General features: G+C 39.0%; 31 protein-coding genes. 27 read left to right on the top strand and 4 right to left on the bottom strand.

The window, feature by feature from the left end; all coding sequences use genetic code 11:
• Positions 1-82: 82 nt before the first annotated feature.
• The 8 genes from spoIIAA to lysA all read left to right on the top strand — a co-directional run bounded on the left by spoIIAA (position 83) and on the right by lysA (position 6,282).
• On the top strand, positions 83-433 hold the full coding sequence (gene spoIIAA, locus FHY47_RS06765; protein WP_066107855.1) for an anti-sigma F factor antagonist: 351 nt from the start codon (positions 83-85) through the stop codon (positions 431-433).
• Entirely contained in the window at positions 434-880 is a 447-nt protein-coding gene (spoIIAB, locus tag FHY47_RS06760; RefSeq protein ID WP_066107650.1) for an anti-sigma F factor, read from the top strand.
• 13 nt (positions 881-893) lie between these two features.
• A complete protein-coding gene (gene sigF, locus FHY47_RS06755) occupies positions 894-1,649 on the top strand; it encodes an RNA polymerase sporulation sigma factor SigF (RefSeq protein WP_066107647.1) in 756 nt (251 codons plus the stop codon).
• Between the two features lie 138 nt (positions 1,650-1,787).
• A complete protein-coding gene (locus FHY47_RS06750; RefSeq protein ID WP_066107645.1) occupies positions 1,788-2,405 on the top strand; it encodes a stage V sporulation protein AA in 618 nt (205 codons plus the stop codon).
• Positions 2,398-2,811 carry a stage V sporulation protein AB gene (locus FHY47_RS06745; protein ID WP_140461617.1) on the top strand — a complete coding sequence of 138 codons (414 nt, stop codon included), beginning with the start codon at positions 2,398-2,400 and terminating at the stop codon, positions 2,809-2,811. The genes FHY47_RS06750 and FHY47_RS06745 overlap by 8 nt, the downstream gene beginning before the upstream one ends.
• A 22-nt stretch (positions 2,812-2,833) precedes the next feature.
• The gene (spoVAEA, locus tag FHY47_RS06740) at positions 2,834-3,436 is read left to right on the top strand and encodes a stage V sporulation protein SpoVABEA (RefSeq protein ID WP_066107642.1); all 603 of its coding nucleotides are present in this window, start codon (positions 2,834-2,836) and stop codon (positions 3,434-3,436) included.
• Positions 3,396-4,868 carry a spore germination protein gene (locus FHY47_RS06735; protein ID WP_148629919.1) on the top strand — a complete coding sequence of 491 codons (1,473 nt, stop codon included), beginning with the start codon at positions 3,396-3,398 and terminating at the stop codon, positions 4,866-4,868. The genes spoVAEA and FHY47_RS06735 overlap by 41 nt, the downstream gene beginning before the upstream one ends.
• Positions 4,869-4,974: 106 nt before the next feature.
• Positions 4,975-6,282 carry a diaminopimelate decarboxylase gene (gene lysA, locus FHY47_RS06730; RefSeq protein WP_148629917.1) on the top strand — a complete coding sequence of 436 codons (1,308 nt, stop codon included), beginning with the start codon at positions 4,975-4,977 and terminating at the stop codon, positions 6,280-6,282.
• Positions 6,283-6,321: 39 nt separating this feature from the next.
• Here lysA and FHY47_RS06725 read toward each other — a convergent pair whose 3' ends face one another.
• Entirely contained in the window at positions 6,322-7,194 is an 873-nt protein-coding gene (locus FHY47_RS06725) for a DUF1002 domain-containing protein (protein WP_066107633.1), read from the bottom strand.
• Positions 7,195-7,567: 373 nt separating this feature from the next.
• On the opposite strand from FHY47_RS06725, the gene FHY47_RS06720 reads away from it, so the two are divergent.
• A complete protein-coding gene (locus tag FHY47_RS06720) occupies positions 7,568-7,933 on the top strand; it encodes a GNAT family N-acetyltransferase (RefSeq protein ID WP_066107629.1) in 366 nt (121 codons plus the stop codon).
• A 32-nt stretch (positions 7,934-7,965) separates the two neighbouring features.
• Here FHY47_RS06720 and FHY47_RS06715 read toward each other — a convergent pair whose 3' ends face one another.
• Positions 7,966-8,490: a DUF309 domain-containing protein gene (locus tag FHY47_RS06715; RefSeq protein WP_148629915.1), complete on the bottom strand. Its 525-nt coding sequence runs from the start codon at positions 8,488-8,490 to the stop codon at positions 7,966-7,968.
• A gap of 176 nt (positions 8,491-8,666) precedes the next feature.
• Entirely contained in the window at positions 8,667-8,762 is a 96-nt protein-coding gene (locus FHY47_RS06710; protein WP_066107625.1) for a YjcZ family sporulation protein, read from the bottom strand.
• A 175-nt stretch (positions 8,763-8,937) separates the two neighbouring features.
• Here FHY47_RS06710 and FHY47_RS06705 point away from each other — a divergent pair, with 175 nt between their 5' ends.
• The 7 genes from FHY47_RS06705 to FHY47_RS06675 all read left to right on the top strand — a co-directional run bounded on the left by FHY47_RS06705 (position 8,938) and on the right by FHY47_RS06675 (position 14,278).
• On the top strand, positions 8,938-9,705 hold the full coding sequence (locus tag FHY47_RS06705) for a segregation/condensation protein A (RefSeq protein ID WP_066107623.1): 768 nt from the start codon (positions 8,938-8,940) through the stop codon (positions 9,703-9,705).
• Entirely contained in the window at positions 9,692-10,270 is a 579-nt protein-coding gene (gene scpB / locus FHY47_RS06700; protein ID WP_066107622.1) for an SMC-Scp complex subunit ScpB, read from the top strand. Before FHY47_RS06705 ends, scpB begins: the two co-directional genes overlap by 14 nt.
• A gap of 12 nt (positions 10,271-10,282) precedes the next feature.
• Complete coding sequence (locus FHY47_RS06695) at positions 10,283-10,660, top strand: hypothetical protein (protein WP_139891710.1); 378 nt, start codon at positions 10,283-10,285, stop codon at positions 10,658-10,660.
• 222 nt (positions 10,661-10,882) lie between these two features.
• A complete protein-coding gene (locus tag FHY47_RS06690) occupies positions 10,883-11,371 on the top strand; it encodes a DUF3907 family protein (RefSeq protein WP_139891712.1) in 489 nt (162 codons plus the stop codon).
• A 148-nt stretch (positions 11,372-11,519) separates the two neighbouring features.
• Complete coding sequence (locus tag FHY47_RS06685; protein WP_139891715.1) at positions 11,520-12,389, top strand: superoxide dismutase; 870 nt, start codon at positions 11,520-11,522, stop codon at positions 12,387-12,389.
• Between the two features lie 155 nt (positions 12,390-12,544).
• Positions 12,545-13,057, top strand: coding sequence for a MogA/MoaB family molybdenum cofactor biosynthesis protein (locus FHY47_RS06680; protein WP_148629912.1), 513 nt, complete (start codon positions 12,545-12,547; stop codon positions 13,055-13,057).
• 201 nt (positions 13,058-13,258) lie between these two features.
• The gene (locus FHY47_RS06675; protein WP_140461608.1) at positions 13,259-14,278 is read left to right on the top strand and encodes a ThiF family adenylyltransferase; all 1,020 of its coding nucleotides are present in this window, start codon (positions 13,259-13,261) and stop codon (positions 14,276-14,278) included.
• A gap of 140 nt (positions 14,279-14,418) precedes the next feature.
• Here the strand turns inward: FHY47_RS06675 and moaC are convergent, their stop codons facing one another.
• On the bottom strand, positions 14,419-14,907 hold the full coding sequence (moaC, locus tag FHY47_RS06670; protein WP_066107605.1) for a cyclic pyranopterin monophosphate synthase MoaC: 489 nt from the start codon (positions 14,905-14,907) through the stop codon (positions 14,419-14,421).
• A 65-nt stretch (positions 14,908-14,972) separates the two neighbouring features.
• Here moaC and FHY47_RS06665 point away from each other — a divergent pair, with 65 nt between their 5' ends.
• From FHY47_RS06665 to resA, 11 genes are all read left to right on the top strand, one after another.
• Positions 14,973-16,229, top strand: a complete 1,257-nt coding sequence (locus FHY47_RS06665; RefSeq protein WP_066107602.1) for a molybdopterin molybdotransferase MoeA — start codon at positions 14,973-14,975, stop codon at positions 16,227-16,229.
• 181 nt (positions 16,230-16,410) lie between these two features.
• Positions 16,411-16,857, top strand: coding sequence for a molybdenum cofactor biosynthesis protein MoaE (locus FHY47_RS06660; RefSeq protein ID WP_066107853.1), 447 nt, complete (start codon positions 16,411-16,413; stop codon positions 16,855-16,857).
• The gene (moaD, locus tag FHY47_RS06655; RefSeq protein WP_066107599.1) at positions 16,854-17,087 is read left to right on the top strand and encodes a molybdopterin converting factor subunit 1; all 234 of its coding nucleotides are present in this window, start codon (positions 16,854-16,856) and stop codon (positions 17,085-17,087) included. The genes FHY47_RS06660 and moaD overlap by 4 nt, the downstream gene beginning before the upstream one ends.
• A gap of 132 nt (positions 17,088-17,219) precedes the next feature.
• Positions 17,220-18,236: a GTP 3',8-cyclase MoaA gene (moaA, locus tag FHY47_RS06650; protein WP_219847589.1), complete on the top strand. Its 1,017-nt coding sequence runs from the start codon at positions 17,220-17,222 to the stop codon at positions 18,234-18,236.
• Between the two features lie 255 nt (positions 18,237-18,491).
• Positions 18,492-19,274, top strand: a complete 783-nt coding sequence (gene modA, locus FHY47_RS06645) for a molybdate ABC transporter substrate-binding protein (RefSeq protein ID WP_139891720.1) — start codon at positions 18,492-18,494, stop codon at positions 19,272-19,274.
• A gap of 9 nt (positions 19,275-19,283) precedes the next feature.
• Positions 19,284-19,940, top strand: a complete 657-nt coding sequence (gene modB / locus FHY47_RS06640) for a molybdate ABC transporter permease subunit (protein WP_066107591.1) — start codon at positions 19,284-19,286, stop codon at positions 19,938-19,940.
• 322 nt (positions 19,941-20,262) lie between these two features.
• Positions 20,263-21,390 carry a D-alanyl-D-alanine carboxypeptidase family protein gene (locus tag FHY47_RS06635; RefSeq protein WP_148630287.1) on the top strand — a complete coding sequence of 376 codons (1,128 nt, stop codon included), beginning with the start codon at positions 20,263-20,265 and terminating at the stop codon, positions 21,388-21,390.
• A complete protein-coding gene (locus tag FHY47_RS06630) occupies positions 21,383-21,976 on the top strand; it encodes a nucleoside recognition domain-containing protein (protein ID WP_066107588.1) in 594 nt (197 codons plus the stop codon). The genes FHY47_RS06635 and FHY47_RS06630 overlap by 8 nt, the downstream gene beginning before the upstream one ends.
• Positions 21,976-22,506, top strand: coding sequence for a spore maturation protein (locus FHY47_RS06625; protein ID WP_139891721.1), 531 nt, complete (start codon positions 21,976-21,978; stop codon positions 22,504-22,506). Before FHY47_RS06630 ends, FHY47_RS06625 begins: the two co-directional genes overlap by 1 nt.
• Before the next feature lie 225 nt (positions 22,507-22,731).
• Positions 22,732-23,460 carry a 23S rRNA pseudouridine(2605) synthase RluB gene (rluB, locus tag FHY47_RS06620; protein WP_066107581.1) on the top strand — a complete coding sequence of 243 codons (729 nt, stop codon included), beginning with the start codon at positions 22,732-22,734 and terminating at the stop codon, positions 23,458-23,460.
• Positions 23,461-23,546: 86 nt separating this feature from the next.
• On the top strand, positions 23,547-24,074 hold the full coding sequence (gene resA / locus FHY47_RS06615; RefSeq protein WP_148629910.1) for a thiol-disulfide oxidoreductase ResA: 528 nt from the start codon (positions 23,547-23,549) through the stop codon (positions 24,072-24,074).
• Positions 24,075-24,087: the final 13 nt, after the last annotated feature.

Raw genomic sequence — 24,087 nt, 5'->3', positions numbered from 1 at the left:
CTAGTTTTGTCTTTAAGAAGGAATTGAAGTGGAGCTTGGCGAAAATCACCACTATACTTTCTTTGAAGGGGGCAAAGGTACTGTGAGTCTAGAAATTGATATGAAGACGATTGAGGATATATTATGTATTCGCCTGAAGGGAGAATTGGATCATCATACGGCGGAGGATTTAAAGAACAAGGCATCTCAATTAATAGAAACTGGTGGCATTCGCCATATCATTTTAAATTTGGGCGAGTTGAGTTTTATGGATAGCTCCGGTCTTGGGGTGATCTTAGGCAGATATAAACAAATTCAGCAATTTGAAGGGGAAATGATTGTTTGTGCCATCTCGCCTTCTGTTCATAGGTTATTTGAGATGTCCGGAATGTTTAAAATTCTTCGTCTTGAATCTTCAGAGGAAGCAGCTATACAGGGATTGGGGGTAGCGTAAATGAAAAACGAAATGGCTATAGAATTTTCTGCATTGAGTCAAAACGAATCATTTGCACGGATTACGGTGGCAGCTTTCATCGCGCAATTGGATCCTACACTTGATGAGTTAACCGAAATTAAAACGGTTGTATCGGAGGCGGTCACCAACGCGATTATCCATGGATATGAGGGAGATGCCAAGGGCAAAATCTATATCACTGCGATATTGGATCTTGAGGAAGAAAGAGTGGAACTGACAATCCGGGATAATGGCATTGGAATCAGAGATATCGATGAAGCAAGGCAGCCTTTGTATACAACAAAGCCAGAATTGGAAAGGTCCGGTATGGGCTTTACCATAATGGAGAACTTTATGGATGAGATTTATATCGATTCATCCAGAGGTGAAGGAACAGAGGTAAGGCTTATGAAAAATCTTTCCAAAAGCAAAGCTTTATGTAATTAAGGAGACTAATACAATGGATGTGGAAGTCAAAAAGGGTAAAAAGACCGCCCAGCTTAAGGACGAAGAGGTAAAAACACTTATACTTCAAAGCCAGCAAGGTGACCAATTAGCTAGAGACGAAATCATCCAGAAAAACATGAGGCTTGTATGGTCAGTTGTACAAAGATTTCTTAACAGAGGATATGAACCAGATGACTTATTTCAAATAGGGTGTATTGGTTTATTGAAATCTGTAGATAAATTTGATTTATCCTATAATGTTAAATTTTCAACCTATGCAGTTCCCATGATTATTGGAGAGATTCAGCGTTTCATTCGTGATGACGGCACGGTAAAAGTCAGTCGTTCATTGAAGGAAATGTCCAACAAAATCAGAAGAGCGAAGGATGAATTATCTAAGCACTTCGGACGGACGCCAACCATTACAGAAATCAGTGAGTATTTGGATTTATCACCTGAGGAAATCATTATGGCACAGGAGGCAAGCCGATCGCCTTCTTCAATCCATGAAACGGTTTATGAGAATGACGGCGATCCGATTACCTTGCTAGACCAAATAGCAGATAGTTCAGAGACAAAGTGGTTTGAAAAAATTGCTTTGAAAGAGGCAATCGCCTTATTGGATGAACGAGAGAAATTAATTGTTTATTTACGGTATTATAAGGATCAAACGCAGACGGAGGTTGCAGAGAGGCTAGGAATCTCCCAGGTACAAGTATCTAGATTAGAAAAAAAGATTTTAAATCAAATGAAAGACCGTATGGACTAGAGTGCTGGTTCGTACGGTCTTTTTTTGCGATTGAATGTATCTCTCTATAAACTAATTTATGATTTTTGGTATGGTTCCTGATTTTTCTAACCATACTATAAATACATGTGAATTTAGGAAATGGGGATGAAAATATTCATGGAGGAATGTGTTTATATCCGTTTAAAATATCGGGCGAAAGTTTTGCCGAACCATCCGATAAGACTTTCGGATATTGCCAATATAATTGGGACAGACGAAGTAAAAGAAAAGGTTGGAAGTTTAGTTCTGGGTGAATTTTCGAAGAATAAAAATGTTTTTATTCTGGATGTAACGGTTGTTCTCCAAGCAATTTTTCAGCATTTTCCCGAAATGAAAATGGACACCTATGGCCCATCGCAAACAATTGTAGAGGTAGAACGTAAAACGAAGAAAGTATCGAACCTTTTGTTTATTCTTGTGTGGATTGTCCTTTTTATAGGGGCTGGCTTTGCGATTATGAATTTTCATGAGGATGTCAGTATGAGGGAGCTGCATGAACGTCTCTATTATATGATTACCGGTAAGCATTCTGCAAATCCACTTGTATTTCAAATACCCTATTCATTTGGACTCGGAATTGGGATGATTTTGTTCTTTAATCATATTTTCACAAAAAGATTAAATGATGAACCAAGTCCAATGGAAGTAGAGATGTTTAACTATCAGCAGGATTTAGATCAATACATCATTATGAATGAAAACAAACATTCGATTACTTCCGTAAAAGATGACTGAGTTCGTTTTTGTGCTGATAGTTGGATTCTCAGGTGGGGTATCGGTCGGAGCCGGATATGTGGCTTTCCTGACTGTCCTTAATATTATACCAAGGCTTACACAGCTTACGAAGGTTAAATCTGTTCATTATTTTGAAAGTGCGGTTATACTCGGAGCAATAGGTGGGACCATATCCAGCTTATGGGACTTTTCATTGGGATTAACTCCGATACTCCTATCAATCATGGGCATATTTAGCGGCGTTTTTAACGGGATGCTAGCAGCAGCTTTGACAGAGGTTTTAAATGTCTTTCCGATCTTGGCAAAAAGAATCGGAATGCAGGAGCGGATTCTATATATTCTGATGGCGCTTGTTCTCGGGAAAATAATGGGCTCACTATTTCAGTGGATTGTTTATAATCAATAAAAGTCATAGGGCGGTGAAAGAGTTGAAAGGGAAGCGAAATATCATCATTATCACAGATGGAGACGAATATGCGAAAAGAACGATCGAACATGTAGCAAAAGAAATCGGCGGTCGCTGCATTTCATCCTCCTATGGAAATCCAACAAAAATGGGCGGAGCTGAACTGATTAAACTCATTAAATCTGCAGCCCATGACCCGGTGTTGGTTATGTTTGATGACAGTGGTCTGGTCGGAGAAGGGGCTGGTGAGCAGTTAATGAAATATGTTGCGGAACACCCTGATATCAATCTTCTTGGAATTCTTGCGGTTGCTTCAAAAACGAAACAGGAAGAATGGACAAAAGTAGATGTCTGTATTGATCGCGAAGGGAATCTTACCGGATTTGGCGTTGATAAATTTGGAATACCAGAAATGGATGTTAAACGAATTAATGGAGATACAGTCTATAGTATCGATTCTATTCATGCACCTATTGTTGTCGGTATTGGTGATATAGGCAAAATGTCTAAATATGATGATATTGCTAAAGGCAGTCCCATAACACTTAGTGCTGTAAAACTGATTCTCGAAAGGAGTGGATACCATGCAGGCCAATCAAAAGGAGAAAACACCCATATCGAGTGACATACAGGCCGTAAAGCAATACATGGAGAAAAATGTGGGTCTTGGAGTAAGTTTTGATTTAGGAGTAAGAGAAATCCTGATTCGCGATACAATGATGCAAATGTATTATGTTAATGGTTTGTGTGATACCAGTTTTATCATAGAGATTTTAGAGACATTGACTGATATTAATGAACAAGAAGACAATGCCTTGGATGTCCCTATCTATGACCTGGTTAAAAATCGGCTAGTACAACAATCTGTCGAGGTTGTTCAAACGATGGATGAAATGGTAGATCAGGTATTGTCAGGCTTGATTTCCATTATTGTTGCAGGCAGCGGAAAAGCTCTGATCGTAGATGTGAGGAGTTATCCGGGGAGACAGCCCCAGGAACCGGATACAGAGAGGATCACAAGAGGAGCAAGGGACGGTTATGTTGAAAATATTATTATTAACACTGCCTTAACACGCAGGAGAATTCGCGATGAACGTTTGCGATTCGAAATTATGCGTGTTGGAGAACGCTCCAAAACAGATATTGCGATTGGATATATTGATGGGGTAGCTAACCCGAAGCTCGTTAATATCATTCGGGATGAACTGAAATCAATTGAAATTGATGGATTGACGATGGCCGAAAAAACGGTTGAGGAATATTTGGTCAATCAAGGGTATAATCCTTATCCAATGGTTCGCTATACCGAGCGGGCAGATGTAGGAGCCAACCATTTACTCGAAGGGCATGTCCTTATTTATGTAGATACGTCGCCAAGTATCATGATTACACCGACGACCTTTTTTCATCATGTCCAGCATGCAGAGGAATACAGACAGGCAGCTTCAGTGGGCACCATTCTTAGATGGTTCCGTTTTCTCGGTATTTTTGCTTCTCTTTTTATATTGCCATTATGGTTATTATTTGTATTGGAACCCCATTTGCTACCAGAAACTATGAAGTTTATTGGTCCGCAGGATGATGCACATGTTCATATTCTATTACAGATTGCTGTAGCGGAGGTTGGAATTGAACTGCTCAGAATTGCTTCGATACATACACCTGCTCCTTTATCATCAGCCATGGGACTTATTGCTGCCGTCCTAATTGGTCAAATAGCCATAGATGTTGGTTGGATGGTACCCGAGGTATTACTTTATGTAGCCATTGCATCGATTGGCAGTTTTGCCACTCCAAGCTTGGAGCTCGGCTTGGCCAATAAATATATGCGGTACCTGATTTTAATATTAACTGCTTTGTTCCATGTACCCGGGTACATGATTGCCAATACGTTCTTCGTTTTTTTCCTAACCAGATTAAATACGTTATCTACACCTTATTTATGGCCGTTTATCCCATTTGCACCTAAAGCGCTTTCGAATATTATTATCAGAAGGCCGGTGCCTGGCAGACATTTAAGACCGCGGATTTTACATCCGGTGGATCGTACAAAATAATTCATTTTGAATTAGGGTATTAGTGTGATAAAGTAGTTATACTATTCAAAAAATAGACAGCATTAATGGCTGTCTATTTTTGTTATAACGTCAAGGAGGAGTTTACATGCACTTTTATGGGACAGGAAAAATGAGTGAACATGGCCATTTAGAAATAGGGGGAGTAGATACTGTTTCTCTTGCAGAGCAACATGGCACTCCCTTATACATATATGATGTGGCTTTAATTAGAGAACGGGCAAGAATGTTCAGAGATACGTTTGGCAGGCTGGGTGTTGATGCTCAGGTGGCCTATGCGAGCAAAGCTTTTTCTTCCATAGCGATGTTTCAGCTTGCTATGGAAGAAGGGCTATCTTTGGATGTAGTTTCTGCAGGCGAATTGTATACAGCCCTCCAGGCCGGATTTCCGGTTGAACGGATTCATTTACATGGAAATAATAAAAGTGTTGATGAATTAGAAATGGCGCTTGAAGCGGGGGTTGGCTGTATCGTAATTGATAATTTTCACGAGATTGCTATTTTAGAAGAGCTGTGCAAAATGAAAGGTAAACGATGCTCCATACTTTTACGGGTAACTCCTGGAATTGAAGCGCATACTCATGATTATATTCTAACAGGACAAGAGGATTCTAAATTTGGATTTGATCTATGGAATGGCCAGGCGGAACAAGCTCTGCAAATTGTACTGCGGAGCGAGTATTTTGACGTACTGGGTATACACTGCCATATTGGTTCACAAATATTTGAAACAACCGGATTTATTTTGGCCGCTAAAAAGATTAGTGAACAAATTGCGAATTGGAATCAAACATATGGATTTTCACCAAAGGTTTTAAATTTAGGTGGTGGTTTTGGAATCCGTTATACAGAAGAGGATGAGCCTATTCCAGTCTCTCGCTATGTAGAAGAAATTGTGAGTGAAGTAAAAGCCGATTTTGAAGAAGCTGGTCTGTCTATGCCGGAAATCTGGATTGAACCAGGGCGCTCATTGGTGGGGGATGCCGGAACAACCATTTACGAAATTGGATCAAGTAAGCATGTGCCGGGAACTCGTAAATATTGGGCGGTTGATGGAGGAATGAGTGATAATATTCGTCCTGCTCTCTATCAGGCAAATTATGAAGCTGCTCTTGCCAATCGCCTGAATGATGAAGTATTTGAAGAAGTAGCCATAGCAGGGAAGTGCTGTGAAAGTGGGGATATGTTAATTTGGGATCTTCCGCTGCCTAAGGTTAAGCCTGGGGATCTGCTGGCGGTCTTTTGTACAGGTGCATATGGTTACTCAATGTCCAATAACTACAACAGGCTCCGTCGTCCTGCGGTTGTGTTTGTAGAAAATGGGGAATCGCGTCTTGTTGTGAGAAGAGAGAGTCTTGAAGATCTAATAAAAAATGACCTGCCATTATATGAATAAATAATTAGAGGCTGCCATTTCCGGCAGCCTCTAATTGTATTAGGAGAATAAGGATTTAATTGCGTCGATTAGACTTACAAAAAATGCTTTTAATTTATCAAGGAAGGATTGCCCTTCTTCTGATTGAAGATAATTGGTCACTTTATCTTTAGCGGCATTTATTTGCTCTCCAACTTTGTTCCAGTCAATTCCTAGATCCTGAAGCTTGTTAAATAAATCGATTAGGCTCTGGATCTGTTGCTCCGTTAACGTGATGCCAAGCTGCTCTGCTGCCTTTTCGATGATGCTGCGCAAATCAGCATCATTTTGAGGCGGGTTAACAGCGATCTCTTCTTTAATGGACTCAACCAGCGATGTAGCTTCATCTGTACCGATTTGGTCACCTAGTTTGGCTGTTTCAACCATTTCTTCATTGGCGGCTTGTTTTTGTTCCTCAGATATTTTGGTGTCTGTTGTCACTTCGTATGCTTTAATTAAGCCCGTTAAGGCAGCTGTACCGGAAACTTCAAAAGGAGCCGTTACATAAATCTCTGCATCTTTTATACCGGCAGTCGCCAAGGCGTTTTTATACATATCTTCTGTTACCCAATTGATATTTTTCGTTTTGACCGTAATCCCGGAACCTTTGGCAGCAATCGTAATGGATGAAGAGGAGATTGCTTTTGTTCCAATCAGTCTGCTTGCAATTTTACCATCCAAGTATTTATGCTCTTCTGAATTAGAAACTGTTACAATCTCTACATCCTTTGGAGCGTCCATTTCAGCTAACAATAATTTTTTTTGTTCCTGAGTCAGGTTTTCGCCAAGTGTAACGACCATGTCGCCTCTTTGCATATCAGCCAAAGCTACACTAGGGATGAGAAAACTAACTGCCAACAAAACTGACATTAATTTTAAAAGCTGTTTTTTCATTGTGATAACCTCCCGTACCAGTTAGACGTAAAAAAATGATAAAAGTTTCATTTTTTTATGTAGTTATAGTAATCTAGGCAAACAAATTGCCAATTGTGTTAACTCTGTCATATTATAATGGAATTGGAAGATTGTCTATTCTTTCTTGCATTCTTTTACAGTTATTTCTATCCATTTTGGCTATATTGTATAGGGTACGAATCGTTAGAATTGTATATATAAAGCCTTTTTGGGATAAAATGTATGTCTGTTGTCTAGCATGGCAAAGAAAGGACTTTGCATTTGTGTCAGTTGAATTCATTGTTAAAAACTAGTATGATAAGAAAGATTATTAAATACCATTCTATTATTCTCATTTAATGAGGGATCAAACATGTTAATTAGATACAAGAAGAGCTTTGAAAAAATCGCAATGGGTTTATTATCTTTTATGCCTGATGAAAAAGATTTAAAGAAGCTCCAGAATACTGTTAAATCATATGAAACAGAATCAGACAGGCAACTATATCTTTGGAAACAAGATGAGGACATTATAGGTCTGATTGGGGTAGATTTGGATGGAAAGACGGTTACGGTAACCGATTTATCCGTTAATCCCTCTCATAGGGGACTGGGAGTTGGCCATGAAATGGTAAACTGTCTGATTGAATTATATGAGGGATACGAAATTATTTCCAGAGATATAACAGCGGAGTTTATTTCAAAATGTCTGGATTGTGAAGCCGATAATAAAGCATGAAAATAGAGAAACCCTTATTTAAGAGGGTTTCTCTATTTATTTTTGCTGCGCTTTTGAAGTTGCTTGAATCGTTCCTGAATAACATCTGTACGATCACGGGTAGAATGCCTATTCACTAATAATGGATCAGTAAGATTGCTGCTGCAATTCCATGAATATCCATATTCTTTGCAAATGGTTTGGCAGGCCGCGAGCAAATCTGGATCTTCAATCGGCAAAAATGGACTTTTGTATGGTTCATTGTTTTTTAACCTATGTATGGAGTCAGTCAGTAATTGGAGTAAACCATCTGAATCCATACCTAATTGATGCATTTCTTCGGTATGTTTGTTTAAAATTTGCTTTGATTTTTGTAAGGTGCGAATAGCTCCTGATTCATTATTTCTGCGGTAATGATACATACCGACGGCCAGCTGGATAAATCCGACCCATACAGATTCTCGATCTAACGGGAGATGTTTTTTCCAGTACTCTTCAAGTATTTCATGGCATTCAAAATAATCTCTGCTTCCATGAAATTCGGCTAAGTACTGAATGAACTCAATTGGGTAGTTCATTTGGTTATTGTCACCTCAATATCTCTCTATGATTATAGATAAATATACATGAACGAACACGGATAAGAAAAGAATAAGGATTTTAAATGGTGAGAAGAGCGGGATTATCTAGCTGATAACAATAGAAACAGGCTATCAACCTAGTCGACAGCCTGTTCCTTAGATTCATCATTTAATTAACACCAAGCTACTCCAACAATTACGAGTAGAATGAATAACACTACGATTAGCGCAAATCCGCTACCGTAACCTCCAACTGCGCCATCTCCCATTTGTGAATCCTCCTCTTTGGATCTTTTCTTTACATTGTCATACTATGTAATCCATACTGGAATGTATGGGCTTTTGCCCACCTTTTAGAAAATCAATTTGTTCATTCTATTGGAAAGAAGCTTGAGTTAAATTATACTTAAACTAGTTGAAATAAGTAGGAGTGCCTATAAAGAGATGAGTTATAAAATAAAGATAGATGCATTTGAAGGTCCACTCGATTTATTACTGCATTTAATAAATCGATTAGAAATAGATATTTATGATATTCCTGTTTCTGAAATCACCGAACAATATGTTGCCTATATCCACACCATGAAGGAGCTGGAACTGGATATAGCCAGTGAATATTTAGTCATGGCGGCAACACTTTTAGCTATTAAAAGTAAAATGCTCCTACCCAAACATGAAGAGGAATGGGATGAGGAAGAGGATGAATTCTTGATGAGTGACGATCCTCGTGAAGAATTAGTTACACAGCTGCTTGAATATAAAAAATATAAAGAGGCAGCTGATGAGTTTAAAAATATGGAAGCTGAAAGGGCGTTATTATTTACTAAACCTCCGATTGATTTATCGCCATATACGGAAGATGTAAAAACGGAACGCCATGACTTAGATGTCAGCCTTTATGATATGCTGAGCGCCTTTCAAAAATTAATGAGACGAAAAAAATTAAGAAAACCGTTACAAACTCGAATTACACGTCAGGAAATTACGATAGATAAACGGATTCAGGAAATAAAGGATTATCTTAAGGAAAAAAGAGAAAAGGTCTTATTTACCTCTCTCTTTAACACAGAGGAAAAAGAGCAGTTAGTTGTCACCTTTCTTGCTGTCCTGGAATTGATGAAGCAAAATGAAATTCAGGTGGAACAAACAAATAACTTCGAGGAAATTTTCATAGAATGGAAGCAGGAGGATTTTACAGTTGGATATCGTTAATTGGAAATCAATATTGGAAGCATTACTTTTTGCGGCAGGTGATGAAGGGTTATCTCTTGAGCAAATTTCATCCGTAATGGAAGTGACAGAAGAAGAGGCAAAAGATGCGTTATATGATCTTAAAGAGCTATATCAAAATGAAGATCGCGGGATCTGTGTTGTTGAATTGGCCGGTGTCTACCAATTGGCGACAAAAAAAGTGCATGCACCCTATTTGAAAAAGCTTGTTGAAACACCTTCGGCACACACACTTTCGCAGGCTTCACTGGAAACATTGGCGATTATCGCCTATAAACAGCCTATAACCAGAATTGAGATTGAGGCTATCCGCGGTGTCAAAACGGAACGCCCTTTACAAACCTTAATGGCCAAGGCTTTAATTCAGGAAACGGGTCGTGCAGAAGGGGCGGGAAGACCCTATTTATACGGAACGACCAAGGAGTTTTTGGATTACTTCGGTTTAAAATCTTTGGACGAGCTGCCGGCGCTGCAGGATGACACAGATGATGGATTTAATGACGAGGAAGCAGATTTGTTTTTTCATAAATTCCAAGAGATGGAATAAGGAGGATGAAGCTTGAAAATCTTGTCTTGTATAGGATATGAGTTAGAAAAGGAAAAACCCAATTCACCTGAGGATTTTTTCAATCGTTCAACCGTGACATACAAGCAAAATGGAAAAATAAAAGAATTTCAGGTTATTTATCTTCGGTATTTTGAAGAAGTTTTGTTAGAACAAAAGGCTGAGTGGATGTCCCCAGTTCGGGAATTACTGACTGGATATACGTTGAGAGATATTGTTGCCCTCCTTTGTTTGTTGCAAAATTCGCATTTTCATGAAAGAAAACGGGTATATATAAATTCTGAGGCTATCTTTTTAACTATTTTTAAAGATTTACCATACGCCCGAATAAAAGAAATTTTAAATAAAATGGAAAAAAATCCAGAAGTTTGAGCTTGAATTGTCGTATAATAATGTAAATTATTCCTCCCTGAACGTTAATCAACAATAAAAAGTAGGTTGAATATGGTAAACTATTTAGTAACTGAGCTTAAAAGAAACGATTATGGCCAGGGAAGGTTAAGAGTTTGTTGTCCTATTAGAAAGTAAATGAACACAAGGAATAGTGGAGTTTTACATGATCAAAGTGTTTGAATTTTTAAGGGAGGGTTCCGGTTGGGTAATACATTAGTGAAGAGCCAGTTGGAGGATGTAACAACATTTTTGGAGCAAACAGTACAAACTCTCGAGATTTACATGAATGAAATGACAATTGATCGTTTGATGGAGGAAAAAAGCGGCGATGAGCTCTATTATAAGGGCTTGTTTTCAACAATCCGCAAGCTGCTGGTTTATTGTGAAGAAGGCTTAGAGGCTTGCAGGATTGTCCTTAAAAACGAACCATTTAATAAAGGCGCTGCAGAGCGAGTTCTTTACCGCGTATATCATAAATGTATTGAAGAATATTTTGCTCCAAAAAGTGATTTATGGTTTGAGGACAGCCGTTCAGCGTATACAGGGCGCAATTGTATAAAATTCCGTGAAGAAGCACCAGAAAGCTTGAAAAGCCTGATTACAAAACTGGAATTTGATGTTCAAAAAATCAGAGAAGAACTTGAATACTATGAAACCGATTATCGGACAAAGATGGTTCAATCAAATTAACAGGATATGAAGTGCGATTACGTATAGTGTAATCGCATTTTTATTTGGATTTATTTTTAATTGGAAAGTCATACCTATTTCATTGAAAAAATAAGAATTAAGTCAACCTCCTCTTGAATATTGTTGTATGACGGGGAGGTTGATGAATATGAATCCTTTTAAAAAGTATTGGGAAGAAGTAGATAAATGGAAGACTGCGATTGTTGAATGGGCAACCAATCAAGAGGAGTCATTTCGAAGCTTGATCATGGAGCGGGTTGATAATCTCACGGCCCTTTTAAACAGCATGAAAAATAAAACTCCATCCCAACATGAGCTAATAAAGCTTCAAAATATGATGGAGGAGCTGGATGAATCTGTTCAAAAGGCACATAATGGCGATTCATATGTACCGCCTGGAAGACATGCCTTGCCGCCATTGCCATACTCCTATGATGCTTTGGAGCCCTTTATAGACCGGGAGATTATGAAATTGCATCATACTATTCATCATCAGACATATGTAGATGGTCTGAATAAAGCCGAAACTAAAATGAAAGAAGCCCGCGATAAGGATGACTATGACCTTTTAAAGCATTGGGAGAGAGAAGCTGCGTTTCACGGATCTGGGCATTATTTGCACACTATATTTTGGTACAATATGAAGCCTGATGGCGGTGGGGAACCAACAGGTGAATTAATGAACTTTATTAAAAGAGATTTTGGCAGCTTTGCAAAATTTAAAAAGGAATTTACCGAAGCTGCCAAAAAAGTGGAAGGTGTAGGCTGGGCGATTTTAGTTTGGTCCAATCGAGCCCATCGGCTGGAAATTTTACAATCTGAACGGCATATGATACTGACGCAATGGGATACAATCCCTTTATTAGTATTGGATGTTTGGGAACACGCGTATTATTTACAATACAAGACCGATCGTCCGGCTTATATAAACAACTGGTGGAATTTGGTGAATTGGGACGATGTTAGCGAACGATTTGAACAGGCACGGAAAATTGGCTGGAAAATATATAAGAAATAAAAGTACGTTCAAATACACCAGGTTTATTCTTAAAGGTTGACCAAGACTTTGGTTGACCTTTTTAGTTGAGGTCTAGTTTATCCCCTTATACTTCCTTACTGGGCAATCTATTACTTCCAATATTTGTGATAATATGATGGGAGGGAGGGATAGGCATGAGTTTAATAGAGCATCGGGGATCGGCTCCGGATTGTGTGAAGGTAATGGTGCTTACGGTAAGTGATACAAGAGATGAGCATACGGATCGAAGCGGGCAGCTTATGATGCGTTTGTTGCAGTCAGCTGGACATATCATTACGCGCTACCAAATAGTGAAGGATGAGCAGGATGCGATTCAGCAGGAACTCTCAGCTGGGTTAGAGGATAAAGAGATTGATGCCATTATTTGTAATGGCGGTACTGGGATTGCCTATCGGGATGTAACGATTGAAACAATTAAGGGTTTACTAGATAAAGAAATGCCAGGGTTTGGTGAGATTTTTCGAATGCTGAGTTATCAGGAGGATATTGGTTCCGCAGCTATTTTATCCAGAGCCATCGCCGGAGTAACCGAAGGGAAGGTAATCTTCGCAACACCTGGTTCCACTGGGGCAGTGGAGCTGGCAATGAATAAATTGATTTTGCCGGAGTTAGCACATGTCGTAAGAGAACTGAAAAAGGATCTATAATGTATAAAAAAGATGAAGCCTTCATGTAATAGGTTTCATCTTTTTTAGTCAAATAATGATTCACTGGTGAGGTCTATTGTATTTAATTTTCTGATAATATAAAATGGAATACAATCCATTATCTGGTCGGCAGATTGGAGAACGTGTAAGACTATTAAAGAGATGAGTAGATAGTTCGTTTAAATAAAGGAGCCAATGAACATGGGTACCCGATTTTCTAGGCAAGAGTTGTTTAAGCCTATTGGCTGCGATGGTCAAATACGCTTGGCTGAATCAACAGTAGGTATTATCGGTTGCGGTGCACTTGGATCGGTAATAGCGGAGACACTTGTTCGTGCAGGTATAGGGGCGATACATTTAGTGGATCGTGACTTTGTAGAAATGTCCAACATACATAGACAGCAGTTATTTGTGGAGAAAGATGCTTTAAATCTGACAGCTAAAGTGATAGCTGCTGAGCAACGATTGAAGGAAATCCGTTCAAATGTTCACCTCTTTACGTATTTAGAAAATGCAGATGGTACACTCATCGAAGACATAGCAGAAAAATGTGATATCTTGGTAGACGCAACTGATAATTTTGAAACAAGAATGGCTATAAATGATGCTGCACATAAATATGGGATACCTTGGGTGTATGGGGCCTGTGTAAGTGCGAGTGGCACTGTTTTCACTTTCATACCGGGTAAAACGGCTTGTTTCAGATGTCTTTTCCCGGCTTTGCCCTCGTTAAATGAAACCTGTGATTCGGTTGGAGTTATTGCTCCAGCCGTTCAAATTACAGCAGCCCATCAATGTACAGAGGTTATGCAATGGTTAACTGGTCATCCGGAGAAGTTGCGGGGAAAAGTATATCATTTTGATGTTTGGAATCATACCAGCTTAGAGGTTGGAGTATCTCGTATTAAAAAAGAGGATTGTCCTACATGCGGACATTGTCCTGTATATCCTTCGCTCGAAAAAAGCGAAGAAATGAAATCTATGGTGTTATGCGGGAGAGACACTATACAAATCATCCCTCAAGCTAATCGCCGTGTATCTTTAGAAGATGCTGAGCGACTGGCAATAAGGCAGGGATATCGATTTAAAAAGACTCCTTATTTTATCCAATTTCATACAGAACAATATCGAATGATCTTGTTCACAAATGGGAGACTGTTAATACATGGGTTACAGGATAGCACGGAAGGACTAAAATTATTTCATCAAATGTTTGGGTAATACAGTGTCGGAAAAAGGCCATGGAAGACTGAACAACTGTGTCTAGCTTGCTGCAGGAGAAATGGATGGAAGTCCATTCCGGTTAACTTATTTAAAATATAGCTAACCGAAAAGTGTAATTAAACATTCAGTTTATCTCTTCAGCTACGCGTGTAATCACCGTTTTTGCCACCAGTCTTTTTCAAAAGCATGGTTGGCCCAATGACCATTTCTTTACCGGAGGCTTTACACATATCATAAATGGTTAATGCTGAAACAGATGCTGCCGTAAGTGCTTCCATTTCGACACCGGTCGCACCTATTGTTTTAACTTCAGTAAGAATACTAATTTCATAATGGGAGTTTGCTTCATCTATTTCCCAATTGAATTCGATATTGATACCAGATAGCGGGATAGGGTGACACATAGGAATAATAGAAGATGTTTGTTTGGCAGCCATAATTCCAGCAACCTGGGCAACGGCAAAGACATCTCCTTTTTTATTTGAATAATCAAAAATTTGAGCATAAATATGTTGGTTTACAAGAATAGAAGATTTAGCAAGAGCAGTCCGAACGGTTTTATCTTTATGGGAAACATCAACCATTTTGGCACGACCCTGTTCATTGAAATGAGTGAATTCTGTCATGGAAAAACATCCTTTCTATATGATTTATCCATAGTATAGCATTCTATTTGTAAGGAGATAAAAGAATGGTAGAAAAAAGAATACCAATTCAAATTTCAGCAGCAATAGAGAAAATTATGAAGGAAATACAACCTGCTTCAGCTGAAATTGTCCCTTTGTCAGAAGCATATGGCCGAATTTTAGCGGAACCGATTATTGCTAAACATGATGTTCCTCCATTTGATCGATCGGCATATGATGGATTTGCCATTCATTCCTCCGATTCAGTTGGAGCCTCAGACGGGCATCACGTATCCTTTCAGGTAATTGATGAGGTTGGAGCTGGATATATTTCTAAAAAGACACTTGCTCCCAGAGAAGCCATTCGGATTATGACCGGGGCGATGATGCCTAAGGATGCAGATGCTGTTGTTATGCTTGAACAGGTGATAGAACAGGAAGATCACATATCTATTTATAAATCATTTGAAATGAATGAAAATGTTTCTCCTAAAGGAGAAGATGCCAGGAAAGATGAACGGCTTATTGAAGAGGGGGCGTTCATTACTCCAGGTGTGATTGCGTTGTTGGCGACCTTTGGATATACGCACGTGAAAGTAGCCAAGAAGCCAGTAGTTGGTATTTTATCTACAGGTACAGAATTATTGGCAGTAGAGGATGATCTTGTACCAGGCAAAATCCGCAATAGTAACGGACCCATGATTGAAGCACAGCTGAAACGGATGGGAATTGAAAATCATACATATGGTATTCAAGCGGATAATCTAAAGCAATCCCTACAAACAGTGGAAAGAGCAATTGAAGAGACAGATTGTCTTATTACAACTGGTGGTGTTTCAGTTGGAGATTTTGATTTTATGCCAGTCATTTATTCACATCTTGGAGCGAATGTCTTATTTAATAAAGTAGCCATACGCCCAGGTAGTGTTACGACAGTAGCAGTGAATAATGGAAAGTATTTATTTGGTTTATCTGGAAATCCATCTGCCTGTTATTCGGGCTTTGAATTATTTGTTCGTCCTACCCTGTTAAAAATGATGGGTAGCTGTAAACCGTTTATGCCAAACGTAAAGGCTGCATTAGCAGAAGATTTTTTGGATGCTAATCCGTTTACTCGTTTTATTCGAGCAACGTATGAAGTAACTTCTTCAGGATTAAGCGCGACTCCTGCTGGTTTTAATAAATCGAATGCGGTTACATCCATTGCTAGGGGAAATGCATTTATCGTTCTCCCCGGTGGAAAAAAGGGCTGGAAGGCTGGAGATGAAGTTGATTTATTGCTATTGGGAGTAGAGGAAGGTGCATCTCGATGGATGCTATGAAAGTTTGATTAATCGTAGGTTTATAAAAATAGGGGGAAACAACACTTATGGGAACCGGTTGGATATTATCAAAAAATCTATGTCCGTCAGTAAACATATGATGTCGCAGTCGGTAGAAGAAGAGTCATTGAATAGATGGATGCTAGTGATGGATGCTAGATTATACAGGGATGTGATGATCATGAAACCATTTGAAATAGTTCAAGATCCAATAGAGGTTCAAAAATATGCAGATTATGTATTACACGAGGGAGCGGGCGCAGTAACCGTGTTCTCCGGTCATGTAAGGGAATGGACAAACGGTGTTCGAACATTATCCTTGGCATATGAAGCGTATGGACCAATGGCTGAAAAAAAGCTGGCGGAAATTGGTAGAGAAATTGAAATGAAATGGCCGGGTACACGAGTGGCGATTGCTCATCGTATTGGACAATTGGAAATATCAGATATAGCCGTTGTTATAGCTATTTCTTCACCTCACAGAAAGAATGCTTATGAAGCAAACGAATATGCGATTGAACGGATTAAACAAATTGTTCCAATTTGGAAAAAGGAGATTTGGGAAAATGGGGAAGTATGGGTGGGGAATCAACATAAAAAGCCATTATCAGAGGAGTCAATAAAATGATAAAAATTCTCTATTTTGCAAGTATGCGAGACTTGACCGGTAAAGCGGAAGAGAACATCGAACGAATGGAATGGTCTGTCCGAGAGTTGCTGCAATGGGCAGAAGAAACCTATCCAAACTTCGAAAAGCATTCAGTCCTTGTTGCGATAAACGAAGAATATGTGACAGAAGATGAGAAAATTAGAGATGGAGATGTGGTGGTGTTTATACCTCCAGTTAGTGGAGGTTAAAGAAAACGCGTTTTTACAGCTGTTAAGGACAGTAAGAGTTAGATGGATAAATGAAATTCCGCCGGAGAATACAAAGGGTGGTATTTGATAATATCAATGACCTGGAAACCGAATGAAAAGAAGGGAATAACCATGACCTCACAGTCTTTATTGGATAAATTAAAAAGACCGATTCGTGATTTGCGGCTATCAGTTACGGATCGCTGCAATTTCCGCTGTACATATTGTATGCCTAAAGAAATCTTTGGAGATGATTATGCGTTTTTAAAGAAACAAGAGCTTCTGACATTTGAGGAGATAGAACGAACAGTCCGTTTATTTGCAGGTCTTGGTGTAAAAAAGCTGCGTTTAACAGGCGGGGAGCCCTTATTACGAAGTCATTTATCTAAATTAGTTGAAAGGTTAGTGAAAATAGAGGGAATTGAGGATATTGGTTTAACTACGAATGGTCTTTTGCTTTCAAAGTATGCTCATGACTTATACAATGCTGGGCTAAGACGTTTAAATATTAGTCTTGATTCTTTAGATAACGAAGTATTCGGTCAGTTGAATGGTCGTGGCATTCAGCCCTCTATTATTCTTCGTAATATAGAGAATGCCGTTAACCTTGGCTTTCAGGTCAAGGTTAATATGGTCGTACAAAAGGGAGTCAATGATCATGATATCATCCCAATGGCTTCTTATTTTAAAAAGATGGGTGTAACTCTGCGCTTTATCGAATTTATGGATGTAGGTAATGATAATGGATGGAGTTTCAAAGAGGTTGTAGCGAAAAAAGAACTATATGAAAAGCTGTCTAAGGTTTTCGATTTAGAGGCTGTTGATGAGCAATATTTTGGAGAGGTAGCTAAACGCTATCGCTATAAAGATAGCAAGAGCGAAATTGGTTTTATCACATCCGTGTCGGATTCTTTTTGTTCTTCCTGTACAAGGGCACGGGTTTCATCGAATGGACATCTTTATACGTGCTTGTTTGCCTCAAAGGGCTATGATTTAAAAGAATTAATCCGTAGAGGTGTAACAGATGAGGAACTGCTGGACCACATTCGTCAAGTTTGGGAATTGAGGGCGGACCGTTATTCTGATGAACGGACGGAACAAACGATATCTAATAGAAAAAAGATAGGGATGTTCTTTATAGGTGGTTAATAGATCAATTTACTAGATTTTTTTAGTGAAGTCCTAAGAAGGACTGGTCAAGGAACATAGGCTAAGAATATCACGTTATGAGGCTAAGCCTTTGTGACCCACACCCCCTGTTACCCATCTTAAAGGGGATCCATAAACCCTTGAGGAACCAGGAGACTAAGCTGGATTAAGTGAAATCAGAAACGCTCTTCATTAAAATTAGACTGAATCTTGAGATGATTTCTGTTTAAGTAGGTATACATCAAGGAGGATTACATGAAAAAATCTGTATCGATTTTTACAATGCTATTCCTTTTAGTCATTACTCTAGTTGCATGTTCTGAACAAGAAGTTAAAGAAGAAAAAGTAGAACTAAGAATTTCAGCTGCAGCTAGTTTGCAGGATGCGCTAAGAGACATTCAAGCTGTTTTTGAAAAAGAAAATCCAGAAATGAATATTACATATAATTTTGCTGGCTCCGGTGTGCTTCAGCAGCAAATCATGCAAGGTGCTCCTGTGGATTTGTTTTTATCATCTTCAGAAGATAAGTTTGAATCATTAATTACGGCAGAAATGATTGCGGACGGGGAGCATATCAATTTATTAGAAAATGAACTTGTTTTAATTGCTCCGAGTCCTAATGAAACTAACAAAATTAGTGGTTTTGAAGATTTAATGAATGGAACAATCGATAAGATCGCAATTGGTATTCCTGAATCTGTTCCTGCAGGAAAATATGCCAAGGAAACATTAGAAGTACTAGAAATATGGGATGAGGTAGAGAGTAAACTCATTTTAGCAAAAGATGTTCGACAAGTTCTGTCGTATGTTGAAACAGGTAATGTAGACGCTGGTATTGTATATAAAACAGATGCTCTTGTATCAGATAACAGTAGGATCATCTCGACGGCAAATAAAGAACACCATACACCTATTATGTATCCTTTAGGTATTCTAAATGATACAAAATTTCCTGTTGAAGCAAAGAGATATTATGACTTTCTTCAATCGAAGGAAGCAACGGCCATATTTGAGGAATACGGATTCATAGTGAACTGAGGAATGAATATGTTACATGAATTTTTATCACCTATTATTCTTTCAATTGAAATAGCAGTGGTTTCGGGAATAATTGTTATCATATCAGGGACATTTATTGGCCGCTATTTAGCTATGAAATCTTTTAAGGGAAAAGCGGCTTTTGAGACATTTCTTATGTTGCCTCTAGTTCTGCCGCCATCAGTAGTAGGATTTATTTTGATTGTCTTGTTGGGAAAGCAAAGTATCATTGGACAAGCAATTGAGTGGATTTTTGAGAAGCCAGTTATATTTACTTGGTGGGCGGCTGTCATTGCTGCTACGATTGTGGCTTTTCCCCTTATGTATCAATCAGCTAAGTCTGGTTTTCAAGGTATTGACCATGAAATCGAAGATGCTGCTCGAGTAGATGGAGCAAGTAAATGGCAGGTTTTTCTTCATGTTTCCCTTCCGTTAGCATCGAGAGCGCTTATGACGGGCGGTATTTTAAGCTTTGCTCGAGCATTGGGGGAGTTTGGCGCTACTTTAATGTTTGCTGGAAATATTCCAGGCGTTACGCAAACAGTTCCGATAGCTATTTATACAGCCCTTGATTCGGGCAACATGCTCATGGCATGGATGTGGGTTTTAGCTATATTCTTACTATCTTTTCTCATGCTGTTCGTGATTCAATTAAAAAAAGAGTGAAGATTCATCACTGATCGTAAATGGGCAACGAAGTTTACATAAACTTTTAGTTGCCTTTTTTTTAGTAATTATTACCTGAAGAATTTTAGCATCCTCCTTCATACATAATCTAATTCACTTATCACTCACCCTGAATAACCTGTCTTCGAATATTTAAGAAATTAAGCGCATAGACTTGTACAAAAACATGAAGGGGACGAGTGTGGTGAAAGTGTACTCTTTCAAATATAAACGTAAGAAATATAACTCGAAACGTAATCTTTCAGTAAAGAACGATCCAATCCGCTTAGTGTTATGGAAGCTGGCAGGCACCATCCTCATTATGATTTTGTGTTTGGCAAGTTTACTTTCGCCGATAAAAACAGTTTCTGCACAAGCGCAAGAACTTGAAAGAATCCAAACAGGGGCTAAAAGTGCAATTATGATTGAGCAGAGCACCGGCCGGATTTTATATGAGAAGGATGCCCATACAAAACGAAGGATAGCGAGTATTACTAAAATTATGACCGCAATTCTTGCGATTGAATCGGGGAAGATGGATAAAACTGTAACGGTGACAGATGCGATTTTAAAAGCAGAGGGATCGGCGATCTATTTGCAGGTAGGAGAAAAAATAAAATTAAGCGACCTTGTTTATGGACTTATGCTCAGATCAGGAAATGATGCGGCGATTGCCATTGCTGAATATGTGGGAGGAAGTGTGGAGGGTTTTTCTGCATTAATGAATCAGAAAGCAGAATGGATTGGCATGAAGAACAGTCATTTCACCAATCCGCATGGTCTTGATGATTCTGATAACCATTATTCCACAGCCTATGATATGGCAATCCTAACTAAGTATGCGATGGGGAATAAAATGTATCAGAAAATTGCCGGAACTAAGATCCATCGGGCACCCAACCCGAATGAAGTATGGGACCGTGTTTGGAAAAACAAAAACAGGCTGTTAACGGAAAAATATAAATACACCACAGGCGGTAAAACAGGTTATACAAAAAAAGCGCGCCGCACGCTAGTGACAACTGCATCCAAGGATGGATTGGATCTTATTACGGTTACTATCAATGATTCTACAGATTGGGCTGATCATATAGCTCTTTTTGAGGCGGGATTTAACAATTACACATTAACTGAAGTAGTACCGCGTGGAGACATAAAAACGATAAAAAAAGGATTTTATAAAAATAAAGCTTATTTAAAATCATCGTTATCCTACCCGCTTACGCAAAAAGAACAAGAGGAGGTCGAAGTAAAGTATGAACTGAAAAAGCCCAAAAAACAGTGGAAAAAAGGAAAAAATCTTCCGGCTAAGGTTGGAAAGGTGAATTTAATTCTTGATGGACAAACGCTTATATCTAAACCGGTTTATCTACATAAAAAAGATCAAACTGTCTTCGATATATGGAAAGACGTCTTCTATACTTTTTCAGGTGTAAACACAAATGGTTAATTATATATGGGTCGGAATCAGTATAATTGGAATCATTTATGCGATGTTTACTGGAACAATGGCGGAAGTTAATGAAGCGATCTTTAAGAGTGCAAAAGAATCGGTCACTCTATGCTTCGGCCTTATGAGTGTCCTTGTTTTTTGGCTGGGCATCATGAAGATTGCAGAAGAGGCAGGTCTATTGGATAGTTTAACACGTTTGACAAAGCCAATCGTATCCAGGCTTTTCCCAGATGTGCCGCCAAATCATCCGGCAATGGGATATATCGTATCTAATATAATGGCGAACACATTTGGACTGGGAAATGCAGCTACACCCCTGGGTATAAAGGCGATGGAACAATTAAAGGACTTAAATGGCGGAAAGGATACAGCAAGCCGCTCTATGATTACGTTTCTGGCATTGAATACCTCTGGGCTGACGCTTATTCCAACAACCGTCATAGGAATCCGCATTCATTATAATTCAGCCAATCCGACAGAAATTGTCGGCCCGACCTTTTTGGCAACCGTCATTGCAACGATAGCAGCTATTATTTTAGATCGGTACTTCTACTGGAAAAGAGTAAGAAAGGGGATGGATTGATGCACTGGATCTCAACCATATCAATTTGGATGATACCTGTGGTTATCTTGCTCATCCTTGTCATGGGTGCCATAAAGAAGGTCCCGACCTACGAGAGTTTTGTGGAAGGCGGAAAAGATGGGATAAAAATCACATTTTCGATTATTCCCTATCTCATTGGTATGATGGTGGCCATTTCTATTTTTCGTGCTTCAGGTGCTATGGATTTGCTGATAGGCTGGATGAAACCGGTATTAAACTTCTTAGGTGTGCCTTCAGAGGTAGTACCTTTAGCCTTAATAAGACCCATATCGGGAAATGCTTCTCTCGGCATGGTCAGTGATTTGATTGCCACATATGGACCTGACTCTTTTATAGGGAAGGTTGCTTCCACAATCCAGGGGAGCACGGATACAACCTTATATGTCTTAACTGTTTATTTCGGTGCAGTAGGAATTAAGAAAATGGGAGATGCTTTAAAGGTGGGATTGTTAGCTGACCTCGTCGGGATTGGTGCGGCAATCTTATTAGCTGCTATTATGTTCCAATAGACACAAATTTGTCACAAAATGCTAAAAGAAGTGAAAAAAATAGTCAAATTTAACAAAAATCGGTATAAAAAGCCGATTTTTTTGTGTTTCTTAGTAAGTAATGAAATAATATGCGTGATAGGACATATCACTTTCTGCAAAAACAAAGTATAATGAACAACTAGGTAGAATGCCTATTATTTGAGTAAAGAATACAGAAAAAGTAAAATTAGACAGGTGATTAAAATGGAAAGATTACAAAAAGTGATAGCACAGGCAGGAATCGCCTCCCGAAGAAAAGCGGAACAGTTAATCGTAGAAGGCAAAGTAACTGTTAACGGTAAGATTGTAAAAGAGCTTGGCGTTAAGGTTGGCCCAAATGATCAAATAGAGGTAAGTGGAGTACCTGTAGAAAAGGAAGAACCGGTATATTTTCTGCTTTATAAGCCAAGAGGTGTCATTTCCGCTGCCAACGATGACAAAGGGAGAAAGACCGTAACAGATTTATTTCCACTGATCAAACAACGGATTTATCCAGTAGGCAGACTGGATTACGATACATCAGGTTTGATCCTGCTGACGAATGATGGTGAGTTTGCCAATGCCCTGATGCATCCAAAGTACGAAATAGAAAAAACGTACGTAGCGAAAATTCAAGGTATTCCATCCCGCGAAATAATAAAGAAATTGGAACGTGGTGTTCAATTGGAAGACGGTAAAACAGCCCCTGCGAAAGCTAAATTGCTATCAATGGATCGCAGAAAACAGTCCTCTATTGTAGAGCTGACGATTCATGAGGGCAGAAACCGCCAAGTCCGCCGTATGTTTGAAGCGATTGGGATGCCCGTTATCAAACTTAAACGTGAAAGATATGGATTCTTGACGTTGCACGGTGTTAGTCCTGGAGATTACAGAGAGTTAACACCACATGAAGTAAAGCAACTGCGTTCTATGGCGCTTCATAAAGATAAGTAAATACAACCGTAGCGCTGCCCTAAATTAGTGCCTTTCTGGCAGCGCTATATTCTTGTGTGTCTAAAGCATAGCGGGAGGGAACTTTTTTGACCAAACAAAAGCGTAAATGGATGAGAATAGGGGTTCTGGCCCTTTTAGCTGGAGCCGTCATTTATGTGGTATTTTCGAGTTTAACCATGGACAAGGAAAAAAACCTTAAAATGAATGAAACCGCTCCAAACTTTGCTCTGACAGATCTTGAAGGGGTTAAGCATGTGTTAGAGGATTATAAGGGGCAGGGAGTGTTTCTGAATTTCTGGGGGACGTGGTGTAAACCATGTGAATATGAAATGCCTTATATTCAAAGTCAATATGAAGTGTTCAAAGATAAAGGTGTACAGGTATTAGCTGTCAATGTAAATGAATCTGATTTTGTCGTGAATAAATTTGTTCAAAGACATGGGCTTACTTTTCCGGTTGTCATCGATAAGGACAATCAGGTGCAGCATCAGTATCTGATTAATCCCTTGCCGGCCACATTTTTAATTGATAAAAATGGTAAGGTCGTAGATTCAACCACTGGTAGTTTAACTGAAGAGAAGATTCAAAAGATGATGGAGAAAATACAGCCATAACAAGGGGTAATAA

The sequence above is a fragment of the Bacillus sp. E214 genome, assembly GCF_008087365.1.
Classification (GTDB): Bacteria; Bacillota; Bacilli; order Bacillales; family Pradoshiaceae; genus Pradoshia.
Note: the sequence above shows the minus strand (reverse complement) of the source record. Positions and strands in the feature narration are given on the sequence as shown.

Bases quoted from the DNA above. Each gene is read 5' to 3' on its own strand.
- spoIIAB (WP_066107650.1), top strand. From the start codon at position 434: ATGAAAAACGAAATGGCTATAGAATTTTCTGCATTGAGTCAAAACGAA.
- sigF (WP_066107647.1), top strand. From the start codon at position 894: ATGGATGTGGAAGTCAAAAAGGGTAAAAAGACCGCCCAGCTTAAGGAC.
- FHY47_RS06750 (WP_066107645.1), top strand. From the start codon at position 1,788: ATGGAGGAATGTGTTTATATCCGTTTAAAATATCGGGCGAAAGTTTTG.
- FHY47_RS06745 (WP_140461617.1), top strand. From the start codon at position 2,398: ATGACTGAGTTCGTTTTTGTGCTGATAGTTGGATTCTCAGGTGGGGTA.
- FHY47_RS06735 (WP_148629919.1), top strand. From the start codon at position 3,396: ATGCAGGCCAATCAAAAGGAGAAAACACCCATATCGAGTGACATACAG.
- lysA (WP_148629917.1), top strand. From the start codon at position 4,975: ATGCACTTTTATGGGACAGGAAAAATGAGTGAACATGGCCATTTAGAA.
- FHY47_RS06725 (WP_066107633.1), bottom strand. From the start codon at position 7,194: ATGAAAAAACAGCTTTTAAAATTAATGTCAGTTTTGTTGGCAGTTAGT.
- FHY47_RS06720 (WP_066107629.1), top strand. From the start codon at position 7,568: ATGTTAATTAGATACAAGAAGAGCTTTGAAAAAATCGCAATGGGTTTA.
- FHY47_RS06715 (WP_148629915.1), bottom strand. From the start codon at position 8,490: ATGAACTACCCAATTGAGTTCATTCAGTACTTAGCCGAATTTCATGGA.
- FHY47_RS06710 (WP_066107625.1), bottom strand. From the start codon at position 8,762: ATGGGAGATGGCGCAGTTGGAGGTTACGGTAGCGGATTTGCGCTAATC.
- FHY47_RS06705 (WP_066107623.1), top strand. From the start codon at position 8,938: ATGAGTTATAAAATAAAGATAGATGCATTTGAAGGTCCACTCGATTTA.
- FHY47_RS06685 (WP_139891715.1), top strand. From the start codon at position 11,520: ATGAATCCTTTTAAAAAGTATTGGGAAGAAGTAGATAAATGGAAGACT.
- FHY47_RS06680 (WP_148629912.1), top strand. From the start codon at position 12,545: ATGAGTTTAATAGAGCATCGGGGATCGGCTCCGGATTGTGTGAAGGTA.
- FHY47_RS06675 (WP_140461608.1), top strand. From the start codon at position 13,259: ATGGGTACCCGATTTTCTAGGCAAGAGTTGTTTAAGCCTATTGGCTGC.
- moaC (WP_066107605.1), bottom strand. From the start codon at position 14,907: ATGACAGAATTCACTCATTTCAATGAACAGGGTCGTGCCAAAATGGTT.
- FHY47_RS06665 (WP_066107602.1), top strand. From the start codon at position 14,973: ATGGTAGAAAAAAGAATACCAATTCAAATTTCAGCAGCAATAGAGAAA.
- FHY47_RS06660 (WP_066107853.1), top strand. From the start codon at position 16,411: ATGAAACCATTTGAAATAGTTCAAGATCCAATAGAGGTTCAAAAATAT.
- moaD (WP_066107599.1), top strand. From the start codon at position 16,854: ATGATAAAAATTCTCTATTTTGCAAGTATGCGAGACTTGACCGGTAAA.
- moaA (WP_219847589.1), top strand. From the start codon at position 17,220: ATGACCTCACAGTCTTTATTGGATAAATTAAAAAGACCGATTCGTGAT.
- modA (WP_139891720.1), top strand. From the start codon at position 18,492: ATGAAAAAATCTGTATCGATTTTTACAATGCTATTCCTTTTAGTCATT.
- modB (WP_066107591.1), top strand. From the start codon at position 19,284: ATGTTACATGAATTTTTATCACCTATTATTCTTTCAATTGAAATAGCA.
- FHY47_RS06635 (WP_148630287.1), top strand. From the start codon at position 20,263: ATGATTTTGTGTTTGGCAAGTTTACTTTCGCCGATAAAAACAGTTTCT.
- FHY47_RS06630 (WP_066107588.1), top strand. From the start codon at position 21,383: ATGGTTAATTATATATGGGTCGGAATCAGTATAATTGGAATCATTTAT.
- FHY47_RS06625 (WP_139891721.1), top strand. From the start codon at position 21,976: ATGCACTGGATCTCAACCATATCAATTTGGATGATACCTGTGGTTATC.
- rluB (WP_066107581.1), top strand. From the start codon at position 22,732: ATGGAAAGATTACAAAAAGTGATAGCACAGGCAGGAATCGCCTCCCGA.